The 22,516-nt window shown below is 36.0% G+C and carries 14 protein-coding genes; 4 read left to right on the top strand and 10 right to left on the bottom strand.

Annotation, left to right across the window (positions count from 1 at the left end; translation table 11 throughout):
• Positions 1 to 61 precede the first annotated feature (61 nt).
• The 8 genes from BM383_RS01195 to BM383_RS01230 all read right to left on the bottom strand — a co-directional run bounded on the left by BM383_RS01195 (position 62) and on the right by BM383_RS01230 (position 9,951).
• Positions 62 to 1,516, bottom strand: a complete 1,455-nt coding sequence (locus BM383_RS01195; RefSeq protein ID WP_093021841.1) for a TolC family protein — start codon at positions 1,514 to 1,516, stop codon at positions 62 to 64.
• The gene (locus BM383_RS01200; protein WP_093021844.1) at positions 1,494 to 4,670 is read right to left on the bottom strand and encodes an efflux RND transporter permease subunit; all 3,177 of its coding nucleotides are present in this window, start codon (positions 4,668 to 4,670) and stop codon (positions 1,494 to 1,496) included. The genes BM383_RS01195 and BM383_RS01200 overlap by 23 nt, the downstream gene beginning before the upstream one ends.
• 24 nt (positions 4,671 to 4,694) lie before the next feature.
• Complete coding sequence (locus tag BM383_RS01205; RefSeq protein ID WP_093021847.1) at positions 4,695 to 5,777, bottom strand: efflux RND transporter periplasmic adaptor subunit; 1,083 nt, start codon at positions 5,775 to 5,777, stop codon at positions 4,695 to 4,697.
• 192 nt (positions 5,778 to 5,969) lie between these two features.
• Positions 5,970 to 6,392 (bottom strand): hypothetical protein, encoded by a 423-nt coding sequence (locus BM383_RS01210; protein WP_093021849.1) that lies wholly within the window; start codon positions 6,390 to 6,392, stop codon positions 5,970 to 5,972.
• 138 nt (positions 6,393 to 6,530) lie between these two features.
• Entirely contained in the window at positions 6,531 to 7,520 is a 990-nt protein-coding gene (locus BM383_RS01215; RefSeq protein ID WP_093021852.1) for an aspartate-semialdehyde dehydrogenase, read from the bottom strand.
• Positions 7,521 to 7,697: 177 nt separating this feature from the next.
• Complete coding sequence (mscL, locus tag BM383_RS01220) at positions 7,698 to 8,114, bottom strand: large-conductance mechanosensitive channel protein MscL (RefSeq protein WP_093023387.1); 417 nt, start codon at positions 8,112 to 8,114, stop codon at positions 7,698 to 7,700.
• An 84-nt stretch (positions 8,115 to 8,198) separates the two neighbouring features.
• Positions 8,199 to 9,305: an alanine racemase gene (gene alr / locus BM383_RS01225; protein ID WP_093021855.1), complete on the bottom strand. Its 1,107-nt coding sequence runs from the start codon at positions 9,303 to 9,305 to the stop codon at positions 8,199 to 8,201.
• Entirely contained in the window at positions 9,289 to 9,951 is a 663-nt protein-coding gene (locus tag BM383_RS01230) for a thymidine kinase (RefSeq protein WP_093021858.1), read from the bottom strand. The genes alr and BM383_RS01230 overlap by 17 nt, the downstream gene beginning before the upstream one ends.
• Before the next feature lie 107 nt (positions 9,952 to 10,058).
• Here BM383_RS01230 and BM383_RS01235 point away from each other — a divergent pair, with 107 nt between their 5' ends.
• Positions 10,059 to 10,901 (top strand): hypothetical protein, encoded by an 843-nt coding sequence (locus BM383_RS01235; RefSeq protein WP_093021862.1) that lies wholly within the window; start codon positions 10,059 to 10,061, stop codon positions 10,899 to 10,901.
• Here the strand turns inward: BM383_RS01235 and BM383_RS01240 are convergent.
• On the bottom strand, positions 10,898 to 14,278 hold the full coding sequence (locus tag BM383_RS01240; RefSeq protein ID WP_093021865.1) for a DUF7933 domain-containing protein: 3,381 nt from the start codon (positions 14,276 to 14,278) through the stop codon (positions 10,898 to 10,900). The two genes, BM383_RS01235 and BM383_RS01240, sit on opposite strands and share 4 nt — an antisense overlap.
• 85 nt (positions 14,279 to 14,363) lie before the next feature.
• On the opposite strand from BM383_RS01240, the gene rsmI reads away from it, so the two are divergent.
• Positions 14,364 to 15,032, top strand: a complete 669-nt coding sequence (gene rsmI, locus BM383_RS01245; RefSeq protein WP_093021868.1) for a 16S rRNA (cytidine(1402)-2'-O)-methyltransferase — start codon at positions 14,364 to 14,366, stop codon at positions 15,030 to 15,032.
• Positions 15,033 to 15,099: 67 nt separating this feature from the next.
• On the opposite strand, the gene BM383_RS01250 is transcribed toward rsmI, so the two are convergent.
• Positions 15,100 to 15,489 carry an ankyrin repeat domain-containing protein gene (locus tag BM383_RS01250; RefSeq protein ID WP_093021871.1) on the bottom strand — a complete coding sequence of 130 codons (390 nt, stop codon included), beginning with the start codon at positions 15,487 to 15,489 and terminating at the stop codon, positions 15,100 to 15,102.
• 279 nt (positions 15,490 to 15,768) lie between these two features.
• Between BM383_RS01250 and BM383_RS01255 the strand changes: the two genes are divergently transcribed.
• Together BM383_RS01255 and BM383_RS01260 are read left to right on the top strand one after the other, a co-directional pair.
• Positions 15,769 to 18,438: a T9SS-dependent choice-of-anchor J family protein gene (locus BM383_RS01255; RefSeq protein ID WP_093021874.1), complete on the top strand. Its 2,670-nt coding sequence runs from the start codon at positions 15,769 to 15,771 to the stop codon at positions 18,436 to 18,438.
• Between the two features lie 329 nt (positions 18,439 to 18,767).
• A complete protein-coding gene (locus tag BM383_RS01260; RefSeq protein WP_093021878.1) occupies positions 18,768 to 22,466 on the top strand; it encodes a T9SS-dependent choice-of-anchor J family protein in 3,699 nt (1,232 codons plus the stop codon).
• The last annotated feature ends 50 nt before the right edge of the window (positions 22,467 to 22,516 follow it).

Below are 22,516 nucleotides of genomic sequence, written 5' to 3' on the forward strand. Positions count from 1 at the left end.
TGTGATTTAAATAAACCACACCCAATTAAAAAAACTGCTAATAAATAAAAGAGGAAAAACGTTATTTCCAACCACCACCTAAGGCTCGGTATATATTTACCATTGCACTTACTTGTTGTAGTTTGGTTTCTACCAATTCAAATTTAGATTCCAAAGCATCGCGTTGGGTTAGCAATACTTCCATGTAGTCTGCTCGTGCGTTTCTAAACAAGTTATTTGAGATTTGAATGGATGAATTCAATGCGTCCACTTGTTGAGATTTTAAATCGTAACTCTTTTTCAAGTTATCCATTTTCGCAAGTTGATTTACTACTTCTATATAAGCATTTAAAATGGTACGTTCATAATTATACACTGCCTGCACTTGCTTCGCATTTGCACTAATGTAACTGGCTTTGATGGCATTTCTGTTTATCAATGGAGCCATTACATCACCTGCTAAAGAATACAATAAAGACTCCGGAGTATCTAGCAAATATTTAGGATTAAAAGCTCTGTAACCAATGCCGGCAGAGATACCTAATGAAGGATAGAACCTTGCCTTTGCTACTTTAATATCCAATTTTGCCGCAGCCAATTCTAGTTCTGCTTTTCTAACGTCTGGTCTGTTTTCCAATAGTTGAGATGGAATTCCTGTTTGAATGTTTTCTGGTTCCAGAACTTCAAAAGATTCCATATCTCTAGCTACATGTTGCGGAAATCTACCCACTAAAAAGTTGATACGGTTTTCAGTTTCAACAATTCTTTGCTGAATATCAAACTGCATACTTTTTGTTTTTAGAACTTCGGCATTAAACCTACGTACGGCAAGCTCATTTACGCGTGCAGCTTCTTTTTGAATTTTTACGATTCGAAGAGCATTAGACTGAATTTTTATATTCTGTTGTACAATTGCTAACTGATTGTCCAAAGCAATTAATTCATAATATGAATTTGCTATTTCCGCCACTAGATTTGTGACCACAAAGTTCTTTCCTTCAACGGTAGAAAGATATCTACTCACGGCGGCTTTTTTAGCATTGTGCAGTTTGCTCCAAACATCCACTTCCCAAGATGCATAAGCTCCCACCATATAATCTTGTAATGGTTCTGGCATTTCTTCTCCCGGTCTTATGTCGGTAGTAGCTTCCATGGCTCCTTCACTAGTATAGCGCGCTTTTTTGTCTACGCCGGCACCTGCTTTAATGTCCACAAAAGGTAAATATTCTCCTTTGCGAGCTCGTACTTCGCTTTGTGCAATTTGTAGTTCTTGTAAGGTGATATTTAGCTCTTGATTGTTTTGAAGTGCTTCAGTAATCAAGCTATCTAAATAAGGATCATCAAAATACTCTTTCCACTGCGTTTGAGCAGTATTCATAGTACTATCTGCCGCTTGTGTATTTCCAATAAAATTCTCTGGAGTAGAGGTATCCTCTGTCCTTTGTGCAACTTGCGGAAGTTTACAAGCGGTGAAATTTAGGAGTAGACAAGCTACCCCTAAATATTTATATATTCTATTTTTCTTCGATTTTCGCATGATGTTCTTCTGTTAATGGATATTCTTCTTCATCTTTAATCAGTTTACGTCCGTCGGCTAGCGTTCCAAATATGTAATACAAACCTGGTACGATTAGTACACCGAATATGGTACCGAAAAGCATACCACCTGCAGCTGCAGAACCAATAGTTCTGTTACCAATTGCACCTGGACCTGTTGCGATTACCAATGGAATTAAACCTGCGATAAATGCAAAGGATGTCATTAAAATAGGACGGAAACGTACTCTGGCTCCTTCAATAGCTGCTTCAAGAACTGTAAAGCCTTCCTGCCTTTTCTGGACAGCAAACTCCACAATCAATACGGCATTTTTACCCAAGAGACCAACCAGCATCACCAGCCCTACCTGAGCATAAATATCGTTGGCAAGTCCCATGGCATCAATCATGGCAAAGGCTCCAAATACCCCAGCTGGCAACGAAATGATTACAGCTAATGGCAGTATAAAACTTTCATACTGTGCAGACAATACAATGTATACGAATGCAAGTACTACTAAGAAAATATAGATAGCTTCATTACCACGGTTGATTTCATCTTTTGCTAAACCAGCCCAGTCAATACCATATCCTTTAGGTAATGTTTTCTTGGCAACTTCTTGAATTACCTTAATAGCTTCACCACTACTGTAACCTTGTGCAGGAGAACCGTTAATAGAAGCAGCGGTGTACATGTTGTAACGCGTAATTTCATTTAATCCTTGGGTCTTTTTAATCTTCATAAATGAAGAATAAGGAACCATTTCATCACGATCGTTTTTCACATATAATTTCAAGACATCTTCTGGCAATCTTCTGTATTCAGGAGATGCTTGCACATACACTTTATAGAAAGTCCCGAAACGAATGAAACCTTGCTCATATGTACTACCAATTAAGATGGAAAGGTTGTTCATTGCTTTTTCAATAGAAACACCTTTTTGCATCGCTGCTTTGTTGTCTATTTCTAACTCATATTGAGGATAGTTTGCAGCAAAGAAACTGAACAAACCTGTAAGCTCTTTACGCTCTTTTAAGGCATCCATAAACTGATCGTTTACTTTACCAAAAGCTTTGTAATCTCCAGAGTTGGTCTGGTCAAGTAATTTTAAAGAGAAACCACCTGCTGCACCATACCCGGGAACGGCTGGCGGTTGGAAGAATTCTATAGTAGCTCCAGGAATATCTTTCGCTTTTTCCTCCAATTCTTCAATAATTTGAACAGCTGTATTTTTACGTTCGGACCAGTTTTTAAGGTTGATCAAACAAGTACCTGCATTGGATCCACGACCTTCTGTTAAGATTTCGTAACCTGCAATTGCAGAAACAGATTCAATACCTTCAACTTCTTCTGATATTTTCTGAAGCTGACTTGAAACCTCATACGTTCTTTCCAAAGTAGAACCTGGAGGTGTTTGAAGAATAGCATAGATCATACCTTGATCTTCTGCAGGAATAAATCCGGCAGGTAAAGAATTTGTAGTAAACCAAATTCCGGCACAGAAAGCAATTAACAAACCGAAAGTTACCAAACGTCTGTTGGCAATTACATTCAAAAGACCTACATATCTACCTGTTAATCTTTCAAATCTACGGTTGAACCAATCTAAGAACATAGAAATTGGTGTTCTTCTTCGCTTTTTACCATGATTGTCTTTTAAGATCATAGCACACAATACTGGCGTAAGTGTTAATGCTACCAAACCAGAAAGTACAATAGATGATGCCATGGTAATGGAGAACTGACGGTAGAAAACCCCAACAGGACCCGACATGAATGCTACAGGAACGAAAACCGCTGTCATTAATAACGTAATAGCGATTACGGCACCTGAGATTTCACCCAATACTTTTTTAACAGCATTATATGGATTGAGGTGTTCTTGTTCCATTTTTTCATGGACCGCTTCGACGACGACAATAGCATCATCCACAACTACACCAATAGCTAATACTAATGCGAACAGCGTAATCATGTTAATGGTAAGTCCAAAAATACTCATGAATAAAAATGCCCCCACTAGCGATACGGGAACGGCAATCGCCGGAATCAAAGTAGAACGCCAATCTCCTAAGAACAGGAATACTACAATAGCTACTAAAACGAATGCTTCACCTAAAGTATGTATTACTTTTTCGGTAGATGCATCAAGGAAACGAGAAACATCGTAGCTAATTTTGTAGTCCATTCCGGGAGGAAAACGCTCTGCTTTAATTTCATCCAGCTTTGCTTTCACCTCTTCAATAACGTCACTGGCGTTACTTCCGTAGGTTTGCTTAAGGGTTATAGCGGCTGAGGGGTGCCCGTCTAAATTGGAATAAATATCATAGAATTCACTACCTAATTCTACATCTGCTATATCTTTTAAATATAAGATTTCGCCATCTGGATTGGCTCTTACAATTACGTCTTTATATTCTTCGGGCTTATTGTATCGCCCTTTATAGGTAAGTACATATTCTAAAGATTGAGATCGCTTCCCGGAACTTCTACCTAAACGACCTGGAGAACCAATGATACTTTGTGCTTCCAGAGCTTCCATCACTTCGTCTGTAGAAACGTTGTAAGCACGCATTCTGTCTGGCTTTAACCAAACACGCATGGCGTATTGTCTACTCCCTAAAATTTTGGCATATCCAATACCATTAAGACGCTTTATTTCTGGAAGTAAGTTAACATTGGCGTAGTTAAATAGAAACTTTTGATCTGCATGTTTATCGGTACTATAAAGGTTTACGTACATCAACATGTTTGGCTGAATTCTGTTTTCGATAACACCTTCTAACTGAACCAATGCAGGTAATTTATTCATTACCTGATCTATACGGTTTTTAACGTTTACAACCGCTGCATTAGGATCTGTTCCTAAATTAAATACAACATTGATTGTAGCCTCACCCGCACTCGTAGCATCGGAGGTCATATATTTCATTCCCGGAACACCGTTAATAGCTTTTTCTAACGGGATAAGGGATGAATTAACTAATACTTTTGCACTAGCTCCCGGATATGATAATGCTATTTGAACCTGTGGTGGCGCAATAGAGGGGAACTGTGATATAGGAAGGTTCATCATTGACAATATACCCACAAACACTATCACAAGTGATATGGCAATTGCCAAGACTGGCCTTTTTATAAATTTATTAAACATAATTTGCCTTGTGTTTTTAGATTATTATTCTGCAGGTAATTGTAGCGCAGAGATCACTTCCTCTGGTTTTTCATATTCATATTCAATCTTTTCACCATCTTTTACTTTTCTAATACCTTCAAGAAGAATTTTATCACCTTCTTTTATACCAGATTTGATGATGTATAGATCGTCAAGTTCATACGCTATTTCTACTTCACGATTTTCAACTTTATCGTCCTTATCAACTACATAAACATATTTCTTGTCTAATACTTCGTAAGTTGCTTTTTGTGGAATGATAAGAGCTTCTGGAACAGGGATTGACATGATTATGTTTCCTGTTTCACCGTGTCTTAATAATCTATCGGGGTTTGGGAATGTAGCTCTAAATGGAATGTTACCGGTTTCGTTATTAAAATCGGCTTCAATAGTTTTCACTTCTCCTTTGTGATCAAAGATTTTATTATTGGCCATTAAAAGCTGAACTTTCTCTGGATTGTCTTTATTGATAAGTGTTTTAAAATCTAAATATTCTGCTTCAGGAACATTATAGTATACCCACATCTCAGAATTGTCAGAAAGGTTTGAAAGCAAATCACCTTCGTCTATAAGGCTTCCTAGTTTTGTTTCAAATCTATCAATGATTCCGTCAAATGGAGCTCTAATTTCAGTAAAGCCTAAATGAACATTAGACAGCGCTAATTCTGCTTTTGCTTTTTCATATTTAGCCTTGGCCATAGCCAATTCGTTTGGCGCTACAATATTGCTATCGGCTAATTTTTGAGTATTTTCATATTCAATTCTTTCAAATTCCGCTTCTGCTTTTGCGCGTTGTTGTTCCGCTTCGTAAAGCTTAGGCATGATTTTAAAGAGTAGATCTCCTTTTTTAACAGCTTGTCCTTCATCTACATAAATATTTTGTAGATAACCTTTTTCTTGAGCTCGTAATTCGATATGTCTTATCGATTGAATTTGACAAACATAATCTTTGGTTACAACTGTGTCTTTTTTAATTGGGCTTGTTACCAAAAACTGAGTCTCTTCTACTTTCTCTTCCTTTTCTGATGTACAGCTTGTGTAGCTAATCATAGCACACAAACTAGCTACCATGAGAATTCTCCTCATAATACTTCGTTTTTTAAATGTTATGGTTATGGTTTTGTGAAATAAATTAATGGAAATGAGTGTTTTACAGCAGTAGCAACAGATAATTGTTCCATGCAAAAAGCATAGAGTTTTCCTCTAATTTTTGTTGACTAAAGTGTAAAAGATATAGACGTTCTATAAGAATGTTAGAAGTCTAAAGAAATAGGTACATCATAATCTGTATACACAATTGGAGATATACAGCGGTGTATGTGGTAATACGTTGAAGGAAGTGTGATAACCAAGAGGTGTTTGTTTTACTCGTGCATAAGTAAATACAGATAACTGTAGGAAAAAAGATGAAATAAAGAAGTTGTGTGTTTTTACATCTTTTCCATGGAAGTGTAGTAAGTCTTCCTCTTGTTCTTCACTTTCTGTGATTTCTGTTTTGTCGTTTAAATTGAAAGAAGTGGCATTACTTTTAAAAAGTGCATCTGTAGTATTATCAGAAATGATAAAAGAATCTGCTACACCACTCGTGATTTCTTGAACAGAAGTATCATCCAATTCTCCTTGATCAGCAAAGGCATAAGCTTGACCATACCCATTAAGGAGGAGTATAAATAAGGATAATATTCTAACTGTTAGTTTCATAAACGAGTTCAAAAGTATGTAAACTTCTATATACCAACAAAAAATTGGATAGTGAATATTTTCTTAAAGTTTTACGAAAGTCTTTTAAAAACAAGGCATCGATATTTCGATGCCTTGTTTTTTAATGTTTTATGGTGCTTAAACTAATTCATTAGCTACCAAATATTCTGCTATTTGAACTGCGTTGGTTGCAGCACCTTTTCGAAGGTTGTCTGCTACAATCCACATGTTTAGCGTATTTGGGTTGGTTTCATCTCTACGCAATCTACCTACAAAAACTTCATCTTTTTGATGTGCATAAATAGGCATTGGGTAGGTATTTGTATCTGGATTATCTTGAACAATTACGCCTGGAGTTTCACTTAACAGTTTTCTAACTTCAGTAAGATCAAAGTCATTTTCAAATTCAACGTTTACAGATTCTGAGTGTCCTCCTGCGGTAGGAATACGAACGGCAGTTGCAGTTACTGAAAAAGAATCATCCGAAAGTATTTTCTTTGGTTCGTTAGCCAATTTCATTTCTTCTTTTGTGTAGCCATTTTCTAAGAAAACATCACAATGTGGTAAAGCATTTCTGTAGATAGGATAAGGATATGCCATATCACTTTTAATACCTTGTTCTTCGTTTGCTAATTGTTGAACAGCTTTCACTCCGGTTCCGGAAACAGATTGATACGTAGAAACAATTACTCGTTTCATTTTATATGCTTTGTGTAGTGGAGCAAGAGCTAAAACCATTTGAATGGTTGAACAGTTTGGATTGGCGATAATTTTATCTTCCTTGGTTAATTCTGATGCATTAATTTCTGGTACTACCAATTTCTTAGTAGGATCCATTCTCCATGCAGAAGAATTGTCTACTACCGTGGTGCCAGCTTCAGCAAATTTTGGAGCCCAATCTAATGAAGTACCTCCGCCTGCAGAAAAAATAGCGATATCTGGTTTTAAGGAAACAGCTTCTTCAAGGCCAATCACTTTATAGGGTTTGCCATTGAATTCGATCTCTTTTCCAATAGATCTTTCAGAAGCAACAGGAAATAATTCGGTTACAGGAAAGTTTCTTTCCGCTAATACTTGTAACATAACTTCGCCTACCATACCGGTAGCGCCTACAACAGCTACTCTCATAATTCTCAAATTTTTAACAAGAACAAATGTAGGTATTTCGAAATTTATTTTGGTATGAAAAAAATCATTTATTTAAAAATATAACAAAAAGTTAATTTTATAACAAAAAAAGACCGCCCCATGTGGAGCGGTTTAATGAAACTTAACAAGGTAGTGTAGCGGCTACACGACGTATTTTTATTTATTCTTCAATAAATCTCTAATTTCAATAAGTAATTCTTCTTGTGTAGGGCCTTTAGGTGCAGCTGGTTTTGGTTCTTCTTTCTTTTGTGTTGCTTCATAGGCTTTCAAAGCCCAGTAAATAAAGAAACCTACAATAATAAAGTCGATAACCAATTGTATAAAGTTACCATATCTAATAGCAACTTCTGGTGAAGTTACTGCTCCATCTGCTCCAAGAATAGCATCTTTCAATACATATTTTAAATTGGTGAATTTTGTATTACCAAGTGCCAAACCGATAGGAGGCATGATAATATCATTGGTAAAAGAGGTCACGATTTTTCCAAATGCTCCCCCAATAATTACTGCTGTAGATAGTTTTACAATATCACCTTTCAGTAGGAAAGTCTTGAAATCTTTTAAAAAAGCCATAGTTAAATATTTTAAATTGTTAGCCATTTAAAGATATATAAATTTTTTTATGTGTTTATTAATGAATTGATAAAGCTGTTTAAATTACGTTAAAAACACGCGTTTTATACGTTTTGACAAGTCTGTGATGAGTTCATAAGAAATGGTTCCTGCAGCTTCGGCAAGATTTTCCGCCGTGTGTTCACGATCAAAAACAATAACCTCGTCGCCTTCATTGCAGTCAATATGAGTAACGTCTACCATTACCATATCCATACAAACATTGCCAACTATAGGTGCTTTTTTCCCATTTACAAATACAAAACCTTTTCCTTTTCCATAAATTCTGGTAAGTCCATCTGCATGGCCAATGGGTAATGTGGCTGTTTTAATTTCTTTATCGGTAATTAAACCTCTGTTATAGCCCAAACTATCTCCAGGTTGTAGGATGTGAATTTGAGAAATTACGGTTTTCAAGGTGGCAATTGGAGTAAAATTTGGCTGATACCGAACGTCGTTACCAAAACCATATAAACCAATTCCGCTTCGTACCATGTCAAAATGTGCTTCGGGATAGTTTAAAATTCCAGAAGTATTGCACAAGTGTAGTATTGGTTTGTAACCCAATTTTGTAATAAACGTTGAGGTGATGTCTTTAAATAAATTGATTTGATTTTTTGTGAATTCTTGTTCACTCAAGTCTTCGGAAGCAGCTAAATGTGAAAAACACGAAACTACTTTTACAGCATTTGTTTTTGCCAGTGTTTCAATGATAAAGTCAATATCAATTTTATCAAAGCCCAATCTATTTAAACCCGTATTGAATTTTAAATGGATAGGATACGCATTTTGATTACTGTTTTCGGCAATTGAAATAAATTCAAGCAGTGTTTTTTTAGAGTAAATGCTAGGTTCCAGACGCCTATTGAGCAACGTTTGCAAATTGGCTTTTTGCGGGTGTAATACCAAAATAGGTTTTGTAATATCATTGTTGCGCAATTCTTCTCCCTCATTTGTGTAAGCTACGGCAAAATAGTCGGCATTGGCTTTTTGTAAATATTGGGCAATGGGAACTGAATCGTTACCATAAGAAAAAGCTTTTACAACAGCCAAGAACTTGGTTTTTGGCTGAAGTTTAGATTTTAGTTCGTCAAAATTGTTTTGAAGAGCTTTTAAATCTATTTCCAGTGTAGTTTCAGTTGCCTTCGGCATCGTTTTTTGGAGTATCTTTCTTGAGAGGTATTTCTTCTACATCTTTTACCTCCATGTTGTTAACTTTTTCTTTTTGCATAGCTTTAAAGTAAGCAGCTCGGCTTAGCGGTTCATATTCATCAACTTCACCAAGGAGCACTAAATTGTCATTGGTAGATTTTCTAAAGCTATAATGAGCCAAATTTCCTGTGCGTGTGCATACTGCGTGTACTTTGGTCACGTATTCTGCAGTGGCCATTAATGCAGGCATGGGTCCAAACGGATTACCTTTAAAATCCATATCTAAACCGGCAACTACCACGCGAATGCCTCGATTGGCAAGATCATTACAAACCGATACAATTTCGTCATCAAAAAACTGAGCTTCGTCTATGCCAATAACATCGCAGTCATCTGCCAATAGACGTATATTGGCAGCGGCAGGAACAGGAGTAGATCGTATTTCATTAGAATCATGAGAGACAACCATTTCTTCATCGTACCGAGTATCCACAGCAGGTTTAAAAATTTCTACCTTCTGTTTTGCAAATTGAGCTCGTTTTAATCTACGAATTAATTCTTCGGTTTTACCGGAGAACATAGATCCGCAGATCACCTCAATCCATCCAAATTGTTCTTTATGATTAACAGTATTTTCGAGAAACATTTCGTAATTTTCAGGTCGAAAAACAATAGTATTGCTTTTTTATAAAACTATAAAGCTCGTACAAAGTTATCAAAATCTAAAGTGCCAATTAGCCTAAAATTTTAAAAATGAAGAAAAAGTTAGAGTCAGAATTAATAAGTATTGCACATAACATCTTAAAACTGAAAGGGAAGGAAGATATCGATGCACTTTTGATAGCTACCCAAAAAGTTTACGAGAAACTTACAGTTTTAAAATTTGTAGAAGAACATTTTGGAGAAGTGCAACCTACTATTGGCAAGAGTGAAGTAGTTAGCAAGTTTGAAGAAATGGCTGGTAGCGTCATGACAGACAATAAAGAAGTGCCAGAAAGCAACCCAAATGAAGAGGATATTGTGTCGCCATTAATGGAGACTATCAAAGGTATGTTGGTAGAAATGCCAAGTGATAAAAAACAAGAAACCTTAGAAGATATTTTATCTGGTTTTGCTTCGGAGCCAATGTTTGTTAAGAAAGATGAAGCATCGGCAGAATCTTCTCATGTAATAGAACCAAAAGAAGAAGTTTCTATTCCAAAGGAAACTCCAAAGACAGAAGAAAAGGAAACCGTTTCGGATGATGAAATTAAAAATAGTGATTTTATAGAGCCTATTTTTGAGCCTGTTCAACCTAAAAAAGAGGAGTCAAAACCAGAGCCTGTAACTCAGCAAAAACAACTTTCTTTAAATGATCGCGTACATCGCTCGGGAATTCAAATTGGATTGAATGACAGAATTGGCTTTGTAAAACATTTATTTGGAGGTAGCAATGAAGATTACAATAGAGTAGTTTCGCAACTGAATACAGCATCATCTTTTCAAGAAGCACAACACTTTATAGAGCATATGGTAAAGCCCGATTATAACAATTGGGAAGGAAAAGAAGAATATGAAGCTAGATTCTATACGATTGTAGAAAAGCGTTTTAATTAATAATTAAGGTATAACCAACCTGTTCTTGGATCCATTCCGGGAATGGAAATTAAATAATAATAAGTGCCAACTGGTAATAACTGGTTGGCATTTTTTAATGCTCCTTTATTAGCGCGTCCATTCCAAGTATTACTGTAATTATCTTGTTCAAAAACCAATACACCGTGTCTATTGAAGATTTTGACATTGTTTTGCTCAAAATAGTCAATACAATCAATTACAAAATATTCATTAAAAGCATCACCATTTGGTGAAACACCATTGTAAATGTCAAAACACTGCGGCGTAACCAAAGCACTATCACTGTTGTTGCTGGAATCTCTATCTATTTGTTGTAGATAGGTAATGGTAGCAGTATTTATATATTCTTCTATATGAGTAACCGAAGCAATGATGGTCAACGTAGCAGACTCGTTTGCATTTAGAATTGGAATTGTCCAATACGTTTCATCATAGTTCCCGGTAGACATTGTTGCAGAAATAAATTGATATCCTTCCGGCAATATTTCTGTGATTTCAATTTCTGAAGCAAAGACATTGCTGTTATTCGTAAGTACAATTTCAAAAGTAACCACATCGCCAAGTTGAGGAGTTTCGTTATCTACAGTTTTAGTAATAGAAAGATCTAGTTCTGGAGTGGGATTTTCTGTTACGGTAAGGGTAGCGTATGTATTTGTAGTTTCAATATTGAATCGATCTGAAAAATTAGCATTTTCATTGATGAAATCTCCAGCATCACTAGCAGTTACATTGACCGAGAAAGAGCAATTTGCAACTCCTTCTGGAAAATACAATCCTTGAACACCCACAAAGTCATCCCCATAAGCACCAACAAACGTAGCTGTAGTTCCATTTTGATTTTCCCATTGCGGACTATCTACCAACGATATTCCTGCTGGAAGTTGGTCTAAAAAACTAACGTCATACTGTTCTGGATTTCCGGTAATATTGGTAATGGTAAAAACCAGTGTACTTATTTGGCCGGTTTGAATAGCATTTGGTTCAAAATACTTATCTAATTGAGGTGCTAAAACTTGTATGCTAGAAATAGAGATGTTAGTCTCCGGGTCAACTTCTCCATTACTCAAGATATCCGGGTTTACTTCGGCAATATTATTAAAAGATCCTCCAAAAGTGGGAGACATAGTAGGTACAATAACCTGCATACTGGCTCCGGGATCTATAGTTGGGATGATTCCGCTAATACTATTTCCGCTTACAGAAAACCCTGAAATACAGCTAGCGTTTCCTTGTGTTACAGAACAAGTAGGATTCCCATTGATGATGAAAGCACTATTCAATGTGGTACTAAAGGTAGCATTGGTAGCTGTAGAACTATTACTGCTGTTAGAAATATCTATTATCCAATTAAAATTACTGTCTACCGATACCGTAGGAGATGACGGATAGGTTTGAACAATTAAATCTACGCATGGTGTAAAATATGTGATTACGGTGGCAGCGTTGTTTGAAGAGTTGGCATCGAGTATTGGGTCTATGGTATCTATCAAAGTTTTTGTGGCAACAGGAACGGGTTCGCTACCACAATTAGGATTCCATTCAATGACCATTTCAAAAGTTATAGAGCTATTTTGCGGTAAAAGCCAATTTTCTTCCGGAGTAATTTCAAAAAAGAAATCTCCTGTACTATCATTTTCTACTCCTATGTAGGCATTTGGAATGTCTTGACAATTTGCAGTACCAGTTGTTTCTGTACAGTTTACTGAAATGAGAGTTCCGGTATACTGTGGTGTATTTGCGGGCGATACAAAATTGTAGTATTCTTTCAATTCAAAATAAGTATCTGTATTGCTATTATTGCTAACTACAATTTCATAGGTAATCGGTTCCCAAGATGTTGGAGTGCTTGCAGAGCTTCCTAAAGGAAGTTGGGGGGCTATTTGAGTTTTGGTTACAGATATATCGGTATTTTCACATAGATCGCTTGATGGGAGTTCAAATATTTCATTGTCATAGTTGTTATTAGTTTCGCAATCAGGATCGGTTTGTACTTTTGTAGTTTTTACGTTGGAATTTAAAACAGTACTTGTGGCACAATCAGGTTCAAAAAACTTTACCACGGTTTCAAAAGTCACACTTTCTCCAACAGCTAGGTCAAAATAACTACTGGTCCATTGTTGTGAAGTGGAAGTATAGTTATATGTAATGGTACTACAATCTACATTTCCTACAGTCTCCGTGCACGTAACAGAGATAATTTCCCATGGAATGTAGTTTCCTAATATGTTTTGAAGCATGGCATAGGTACTGGTATCAATTGGGCCATAATTAGTGATTACGGTTTCAAAAGTAATTTCGTCTTCCCAATTTAAAACAGCACCATTGACAAGTCCATTGATTACTTCAGTTTCTATTCCAACATCGGTACATGGACAATATGTGGCTTCCAAAAGTGGAGTGGTAACAATGTTTGAGGTAAAAGAACTATACGTGTTATTTAGCGTATAGGCATTCATTATGCTGTTGATCTCTATAGGTTCTGGTACATTAAGAGCGCAATTGCCTTCATTAAATTTATAAATCAATTGAATTGTGATGGAAGCACCTGCAGGAAATATGGTGGTGGTTTCTTGCTCAAACATATCTTCAGCAACATTTGCTGACGCGGCATCTATATTTGCTACGGTTGATGAGAAGTCTGATAGCGAAATGCAATTCATTCCTGATGCTCCAATACAGGAGACCGACATAAGCTGGGCTGTTGCCGTACCATTGGCTGTGGAAGTATTGAGATAAAGACTCGCAATAAAATTTTCTATAGGAAAATCTATAGAGCTATTATTGGTAAGTGTAAATTGATATGTAACGGTATTTCCCCAGTTTGAAATGCCACTTCCGGCAGGAGGATTCGTTTGAATTTGGGTGATAGAAAAATCTAAAGCCACTTCATATATATTGGTGGAAATAATACTTTGGTTACTACTTTCATTAATATCTGTAGTTCCATCTGGCGGTAAAACGCTTGTAGAAGTACTAATGCCTCCGGGATTCAATGGAGCATAAGCGCTTACCTTAATTTGTAAACTAGAAGAAGCAGGCATATTGGGTAGCGTACCAGTAAGTTGATTACCTACCATAGTTAAGTCTGTTGGCAGCGTTGCACCTCCTAGAGCATTTAATCCGTTATAGTCTAAAACTTGAATGTTTGTATTAAGAGTTTGGCTAAAAATTGCATTACTTACTGCATTGCCAGAATTTGTTATCGTGATCAAATAATAAAACTCTTCAAAAATGTGTAATTGAGATACTTGAGTATTATTTGTATTTCTAGCTTCTACAGAGATAGCCAAATCTGTTGTTTGCGAATTAGCAAAGAAAGTCCATAGTAGGATTATAAAGGTGGTAATTTTTCTCATAACATCGGTCAGGTAATTTCTAAAGATAAAAAGTTTTTTTCAAAGCATCTATTTTCATCTTATTTTTGCTCAATAACTTATCTGTATGAAACTTTATTTAGTACCTACGCCAATTGGTAATCTGGAAGACATGACCTTTAGAGCTGTCAAAGTGCTCAAGGAAGTAGATTTTATATTAGCCGAAGATACCAGAACTAGTGGAAAGTTGCTTAAACATTTTGAAATAGGCACACCAATGCATAGTCATCACATGCATAATGAACACAAAACGGTGGATATGATCGTGAAGAGAATACAGAATGGAGAAACTGCAGCGTTGATAAGCGATGCCGGCACTCCTGCTATTTCAGACCCTGGTTTTTTATTAACAAGAGCCTGTGTAGAGCAAAATATACCAGTAGATTGTTTGCCTGGAGCTACGGCTTTTGTGCCCGCGCTAGTGAATAGTGGTTTGCCTAACGATAAGTTTGTGTTTGAAGGTTTTTTACCTGTAAAGAAAGGAAGACAAACTCGTCTAAAGCTTTTAGCAGAAGAAAATAGAACAATCATATTCTATGAATCTCCGCATAAACTTTTGAAAACGCTTGATAGTTGTAAGGAATATTTTGGTGCGGATAGATTAATTTCAGTATCCAGAGAAATAAGCAAATTACACGAAGAAACCGTTAGAGGAACTGTTGAAGAGGTGTTTAATTATTACAACATACATCCACCGAAAGGAGAAATAGTTATTGTAGTTTCCGGTAAAAAATAAAAAAGATGGCTTTACTACGATATGCTGTAAAACCATCTTCCCAAAAATAACTAACAACTAAATATGATTACTTTGCTTTGAGAATTTCCAATGCGTCAGTGGCATTTGATAGTTCAGCAAATCTTTTTGCAGTAAATTTTAATTGATCTGATTTTGTTTTCGTTTTAGCTCCATTTTCTAATAAGATAGAAAGTATTTCAGCTTTATTAAATCGTGCAGCGTACATTAAAGGAGTTTTTCCCAAACATTTTTGATTGATATCTTCTCCAAGCACAATCATTCTTTTTACAGTTTTTACATCTCCAAGAACTATGGCCTTACAAAACGGATTCAAAGGCGTTTTTAGAATAATCTCAACAGCCGGATTTGGCTTCACAGGATCTTCATTGATAAATGGATTTGCATTTGCGGCTAATACGGTTAAAGCCAAGGCGAAGATTAACATCAATTTTTTCATAATAATAAAGTTTTTTGATTAATGAATGATTTATTTGAGTGATGAGCTCACTATTATAGACTGTATAAGTTTCAGATTGTTACAGTAAGGTGGTGTGAAAATTTTCTTAAAATCAATTTTTGGTTATTATTTTTATCAAGATAATAATGATTATGAAATTTTAACAGTTTGTTATATTTTAACAATATTCATTAATATTTTTACAAAATCGATCAAATTTTAAGGGCTAAAACGATTTTATTAACTTTACCTTAAATTAATTATCCAACCAATATTATTATGAAAAAAAATTACTTTCGCCTTGGAAGTAAAAGTTTTAAAAGCTTTTTCTTCTTAGGATCGGCATGCGTACTTACGGCATTTACTCCTGCCAATGATGGAGTAAATCCTCAGCCTTTCTTTGATGCAGAGGATTTTGTAGAATTCACAGTTTCAGGGTTTAATGAAGACGTTATTATCAATGGTATGGGAGATTTTAGTTTGTCTACCACAAGCGATGTTGACGGTACTGGTTATTGCTTGTTAGAAATAGGTACCCAGGTTTCCGAATCTTCAACTGGAACTACTTATGGTTTACCTACTGATGGTATTTTAACTAGTTCGTCTATTGACGATCTTACTTTTCAATTAGCAGATTATAGCGAAAACAATGTTTTGCGTATTGGTGATGCTGGTGAAACAGGAGAAACTAGTTTAACTTTTGCAGAGACAGGGTCTTATGAGGCTTTGTATTTTGCCGTTACCGGTGGTGGTGGTGCTACGACATTTAGTGGGACCGTAGACTTTGAAGATGGTTCAACACAGTCTTTTTCGTCTTTGGTTGCTGAAGACTGGTATCAATCAGGAGATGTTATTATAGCAGGTTTGGGCCGTGGTAACCGAAATGACAATGGGCTTCAAAATTTTTCAAATGGGCCAAAAATTTTCCAATTAAATGTTACAATTGATGCTGCAAACGAAGGTAAAACAGTTACAGGAGTTACTATCCAAAAGGATTCTGGAGGATATTTAAACCTATTCGCTGTAAGTGGAAAATTAGCAGCAGATTGCCAATCTCCAGCTAGTTTAGTACAGGATGATGTATCAGCATTTGATGCTACATTTTCTTGGGAAGGTTATGCAGAAGGAGACACTTTTGAAGTTGCCATCGTAGAAACTGGTGCAGAAGAGCCAACAACAGGAACTACAGTTACTGAAGAAACGTATACGTTTACAGAGCTTACGCCAGAAACAACCTATGATGTATATGTAAGAACAATATGTTCTGTATCAGGATATAGTTATTGGGAGTCTACCAGCTTTACAACTCCTTGTGAAGCCGTTACTATGATTGATGAAAATTTTGATGATTATAATAACGGAGATTTTCCAAATTGTTGGTCGTCAATAAACGTTTCTGGTTCTGATGTATGGAGTGTTTATGATTATAGTTATTATGCAAATTCAGGAACTAAGTCTATGCGATTATATGGATATTCTGCTCAACAGGATTATCTAATATCTTCAGGCTTAATTGTAGAAGAGCATTCAAATGATATTTTTTCATTTTATTCCAGAAGAGGATCTTCATATTATGATGCTAATTTTGATGTATTAGTATCAACTACCGGTACTTCAGAGGCCGATTTCACAGATATTATTGCTTCAAATGTTTCTTTAGCTACTTCCTATACGTACTATGAATATGACTTATCAGCATATGATGGACAGACAATTTATGTAGCAATCGTAGGGAATCTAGAGAGTGCTTATGCAGGAATCTATGTAGACGACGTATTGACTTATGGAAGTGATTATTGTTCTGCTCCTACAAATTTGGCAGCGACTGATATTACTCCATCAACAGCTACACTTTCTTGGGAAGATGAAGAGGGAGCTTCTTGGGAAATTGTTGTACAAGAGCAAGGTACAGGAGCTCCTACAGAAGCGGGAACTACTGTAGAGGCTACAATTTATGATGCTACTTATGACGCAGGTAGTTTATCAGAATTCTATGTTCGTACAATTTGTGCAGATGGTGTAAACTATAGCCCTTGGTCTGGACCTTTTACTTTTGGTGGCTATCAACCTCTTGAAGTTTCTGGAGGATTGAATGCAGATGTTATAGCTAACGGAGTTGGTGATGCTTCAGAATCTACAAATGCATCTGTAGATACAGGGAATTATGCTTTTGTATCAAATGATTTTAAAGCGACAGAAGAGGCTAGTGACCTAAGCTTTGGTTTGCCTTCAAATGGAATTTTTAACAGTGCTAGTACATCTGGTTTAATCTATGATATTAATGATTATGATCAAGATAATGTATTGAGAATGCAAACAACCGGAGCAGATAACGGCGGAACTATTACTTTTAGTAATGCTGAACCAGCTGAAAAATTATTTTTGGCACTTACAGCAGGTAGTGCTGCCGGTACTATTACGGGGACTATAAATTTTGCAGATGGTACTACACAGGCTATAGACGCTTCTTCAATTCCAGATTGGTATGATTCGAGTTCTTTGCCAATAGCTATTTCTGGTATTGGTAGAATTAATGTAACAAATAACAACACAGAGAATCCTTCTGGTAATCCAAGAATCTATGAACTTGCTATTGATGTTTTCGATGAAAATCAAAGCAAGGTGATTTCTTCTGTAACGCTTCAAAAGGATACTGCAGATGGGGTAATAAATGTATTTGCTTTTAGTATTAAGTATTCAGGAGAAACTGCAGCTGTTGCAGGTGTTCATCAGGCTGCTATTAAGGTATATCCAAACCCTGTTCAGAATCAATTAACAGTTTCTGGAGTTACTGTTTCAGGTGTTGAGGTGTTTAATATGTTAGGGCAACAAATGTCTGTAAAATTAACTGAGAATGTTGTTGATATGAGTAGTTTAAATACAGGAATTTATCTTGTGACTATTCATTCAAGTAATTCAACTCAGACAATTAGAGTCATCAAGAAGTAAACTTCGATAACTTAAAATAGTAAGAAACCACCCATTTTTTTGGGTGGTTTCTTTTTTTTTTCAAAATTAAATCACTTAAGAAGTTTTTTTGTGAAAAATTGCATTAGAGCGCAATGGTAACAGAATTAACGATTTAGCAAAATATATTTCTTTTTTAAATCTAAAATTCGTTAAATATGATTATTGTTTGAATAATATTAATTTATGTTAAAATATTGAGGTAAATTAATTCATTTTTGTTAATGAATGATTAATGTGTTATAATAATTTAATTTTTTTGACAAATTCATTTTGTTAAGTTTGTGTAAACTAATTAATCATCCAATAATATGAAGAAAAACTACTTTTCATGGAGAAGAAAGGGTTTTAAAAACTTGTTTCTTCTATCATCAGCTTGTGTTCTAGCAAGTTTTTCCCCAAAATCTTCGATAGACAACCCGCCTGCAAAGAGCAATGCGCTGCCTTTTTTTGATCCACTTGATTATGTACAATTTACTGTTACTGGTTTTACAGAAGATGTAGTGGCAAACGGAGTTGGAGCGGCTAGTGTAACAACTACGAACTCTGTTGATGCTGCCAATTATGTTTTTGCAGCATACGGTACACAATTTACAGAGGGAGGTTCTTCTGTAACAACCGGATTACCTTCAGACGGAATTTTAACCAATTCTTCTAACTCGGACTTAACATTTCAGTTAGCTGATTACAGCGAAAACAATGTGTTGAGATTGCAAACGCAATCTTCAGAAGGTTCTGTTACTTTTGCCGAAACTGGGTCTTACGAGACTATTTATATGGCTGTAACTTCTGGTGATGGAGCTTCTACTGTTAGTGGAACTATTGATTTTGAAGATGGAACCACACAGGCTTTTTCAAGTTTATCAGTGTCTGATTGGTTCGGAGGTTCAAATCCATTAATTTCTGGTATTGGTCGTAAAAGTAGAACTACTACAGCGGCTTTTGAATCTAATAGCAGTAATCCTCGTATTTATCAATTAACAGTTGTGGTAGATGCAGCTAACCAAAGTAAAACAGTAACTGGTATTACAATTACCAAAGATAGTTCTGGAGGAGTATTTAACTTGTTTGCTGTTACAGGTAAATTGGCAGCAGATTGTCAGGCTCCAACAGATGTTACAGAAGATACAGTGAATGCATTTGATGCAACTTTTTCATGGACAGGTTATGCAGAAGGAGATACTTTTGAAGTAGCCATCGTAGAGGGAGGAGCTGAAGCGCCAACTTCTGGAATTGCTGTTTCAGTAGAAACATATCAGTTTGCAGATTTAGATCCTGAAACATCTTACGATGTATATGTAAGAACTGTTTGTTCGGTTTCTGGATATAGTTATTGGGCTGGTCCATATAACTTTACTACGCCGGTTTCTTGTGTAGCTCCTACAGAAATTACTATTTCAGCTATTGAAACTACATCTGCAACTGTTACATGGACAGCAGGTTCTGAAGATCAAGATACTTTTGAGTATGTTCTTCAAGTGGCTGGTTTAGATGCGCCAGAATCTGGAGAAGAAACTTCAGAAACTAGTTTTGATGTAACTGAGCTTGCTTCTAATACAGAATATGATGTGTATGTAAGAGCTAACTGTGGTGAGGCCAATGGTTATAGTTCTTGGACAATGGTAACTTTTGTAACGGCTTGTGAAGCTTTTACAGCTATAGATGAAAGTTTTGAAGATGAAGAATTTCCAAACTGTTGGAGTATTATAAACGGAGGAGGTTCAAATCAATGGGTAGTTTACAATAGTGAATCTTATGCTCATACTGGTAGCTATTCGATGAGATTAACGTATAATTCAACAGCCCATAATGATTTTTTAATAACTCCTGCATTTACAGTAGTAGATCATGTTTCAGATATGATTTCATTTTGGTCGAAAAGTTATAGCGATTATTGGGGAGAAGAATTTAATGTATTGGTTTCTACAACAGGAAATGAAGAGGAAGATTTTACGGATATTATTGCGTCTTCTGTTCAGCCAGGTGGAACTTATACAGAGTATGAGTATAATCTTTCAGCTTATGAAGGGCAAACAATTTACTTTGCAATTCAAGCAGTGTCTACAAATGAGCTTTATCTAAGTGTTGATGATATTAAAACTTTTGCAGAACCTTACTGTTTAGTTCCTGAAAATATTGTTTCTTCTGCCATTACTTCTGATTCCTTTACAGTTTCTTGGGATATGGGAGATAATACAGCATGGGAAATAGCCTATGTAGAGTCTGGTGAAGAGGCTCCAGAATCTGGTACAGCTGTGACCGAAGCTACTTATGAGTTTACCGAAATGATACCTAATACAACTTTTGATGTCTATGTAAGAACAGATTGTGGTGAGGAAGATGGTTATAGTGAATGGGTTAGTATTTCGGTAACCACGGCTTGTGAAGCTACTACTATGATCGATGAAGGTTTTGAAGGTGGAGAATTGCCTAGTTGTTGGAGTGTAATTAATGGTGGTGGGGCTAACCAATGGGTTATCTATAACAGTGAATCTTATGCGCATACTGGTAGCTATTCAATGAGGTTATCCTATAATTCAACAGCTCATGATGATTATTTGATATCGCCACCTTTTACTGTTGAAAGTCATGTTTCAGATATGGTTTCTTTTTGGTCGAAGAGTTATAGTGATTATTGGGCAGAAGAATTTAATGTGTTGGTTTCTACTACAGGAAATTACGAGACGGACTTTACAGATGTAATCGCTTCTAGTGTGCAACCTGGAGGTACTTATACAAAGTATGAGTATGATCTTTCGGCTTATGAAGGTCAAACCATATATTTTGCAATACAAGCAGTTTCTACAAATGAATATTACCTAAGTATAGATGATTTTATGACGTTTGGAAGTGACTACTGTGCTGCTCCAACAGATCTTACTGCAACAGATATTACACCAACCACGGCTACATTATCTTGGACAGACGATGAATCAACTTCTTGGGAAATTGTAGTACAAGAAGAAGGTTCTGGAGAGCCAACAGAAGCAGGAACTTTAGTTGAAGCAACTACCTATGAATCTACTTATTCTGCAGGTACTGTTTCAGAATTTTATGTACGCTCTGTATGTGCAGACGGTGTAAATTATAGTCCATGGTCGGGTCCATTTTCTTACGGAGGCTATACTTCTTTAGAAATTTCTGGAGGTCAGAATTACGATGTTATTGCAAATGGAGTTGGTAGTAGTACAACTTCTACAACCAATGATGTAGATGGAGCTAACTATGCTTATATAAGTGCAGATTTTAAAGTGAATGAATCAGATGATGATTTAACTTACGGACTTCCTGTTTCTGGAGTAATCAGTAGTCCTAATACAGCAGGATTAAGCTACCAAATGAGTGATTATTCAGGTAATAACTCATTAAGAATTGAAACTTCTGGAGCTGATAATGGTGGAACTATGACCATTGCAGCGGCACAACCAGCTGAAAAGTTATATTTATTGGTTACTTCTGGAAGTGGAGCAGGTGATATCACAGGATCTATCAATTTTACAGATGGAACATCTCAAACAATCTATACCAACACAGTACCAAACTGGTTTAATTCGTCTGATCTTCCTGTGGCGATCTCAGGTATTGGTCGAATCAATTTAACAAATGATAACTTAGAGAACCCAAGTGGAAATCCAAGATTGTATGAGATTGAAGTTTTAATTGGTCAAATTCATCATGAAAAAACTATAGGTTCTATTACTATTCAGAAAGATTCAGGAGATGGTGTAGTGAATGTTTTTGCTGCAAGTATTAAATATTCTTCGGCTGCTGCTTCTGTTAAAGATGTAAACGCATCTTTGGTAAAAGTTTATCCAAACCCTGTTCAAGATAAACTTTCTATATCTGGTGTAGACGCTACTTCTGTTGAAGTGTATAATATGCTAGGTCAGCAAATGAATGTTAAATTAAATAACAATGTTGTAGATATGGCTGGTTTAGAAACCGGAGTATACTTGGTGACTATCCATGCAGCAAATGCAACAGAGACAATTAGAGTTATTAAAAAGTAACCCGCTTTTTTCATAATAATTATTGGTAAAAGCCACCCGATTCAATTGGG

The organism is Pustulibacterium marinum, assembly GCF_900116665.1.
GTDB classification, from domain to species: domain Bacteria; phylum Bacteroidota; class Bacteroidia; order Flavobacteriales; family Flavobacteriaceae; genus Pustulibacterium; species Pustulibacterium marinum.

Excerpts from the sequence above, each read along its gene's own strand:
- mscL (WP_093023387.1), bottom strand. The coding sequence starts at position 8,114 with ATGGCTTTTTTAAAAGATTTCAAGACTTTCCTACTGAAAGGTGATATT.
- BM383_RS01210 (WP_093021849.1), bottom strand. The coding sequence starts at position 6,392 with ATGAAACTAACAGTTAGAATATTATCCTTATTTATACTCCTCCTTAAT.
- BM383_RS01230 (WP_093021858.1), bottom strand. The coding sequence starts at position 9,951 with ATGTTTCTCGAAAATACTGTTAATCATAAAGAACAATTTGGATGGATT.
- BM383_RS01260 (WP_093021878.1), top strand. The coding sequence starts at position 18,768 with ATGAAGAAAAACTACTTTTCATGGAGAAGAAAGGGTTTTAAAAACTTG.
- BM383_RS01205 (WP_093021847.1), bottom strand. The coding sequence starts at position 5,777 with ATGAGGAGAATTCTCATGGTAGCTAGTTTGTGTGCTATGATTAGCTAC.
- BM383_RS01240 (WP_093021865.1), bottom strand. The coding sequence starts at position 14,278 with ATGAGAAAAATTACCACCTTTATAATCCTACTATGGACTTTCTTTGCT.
- BM383_RS01215 (WP_093021852.1), bottom strand. The coding sequence starts at position 7,520 with ATGAGAGTAGCTGTTGTAGGCGCTACCGGTATGGTAGGCGAAGTTATG.
- rsmI (WP_093021868.1), top strand. The coding sequence starts at position 14,364 with ATGAAACTTTATTTAGTACCTACGCCAATTGGTAATCTGGAAGACATG.
- BM383_RS01250 (WP_093021871.1), bottom strand. The coding sequence starts at position 15,489 with ATGAAAAAATTGATGTTAATCTTCGCCTTGGCTTTAACCGTATTAGCC.
- BM383_RS01195 (WP_093021841.1), bottom strand. The coding sequence starts at position 1,516 with ATGCGAAAATCGAAGAAAAATAGAATATATAAATATTTAGGGGTAGCT.
- BM383_RS01255 (WP_093021874.1), top strand. The coding sequence starts at position 15,769 with ATGAAAAAAAATTACTTTCGCCTTGGAAGTAAAAGTTTTAAAAGCTTT.
- BM383_RS01235 (WP_093021862.1), top strand. The coding sequence starts at position 10,059 with ATGAAGAAAAAGTTAGAGTCAGAATTAATAAGTATTGCACATAACATC.
- BM383_RS01200 (WP_093021844.1), bottom strand. The coding sequence starts at position 4,670 with ATGTTTAATAAATTTATAAAAAGGCCAGTCTTGGCAATTGCCATATCA.
- alr (WP_093021855.1), bottom strand. The coding sequence starts at position 9,305 with ATGCCGAAGGCAACTGAAACTACACTGGAAATAGATTTAAAAGCTCTT.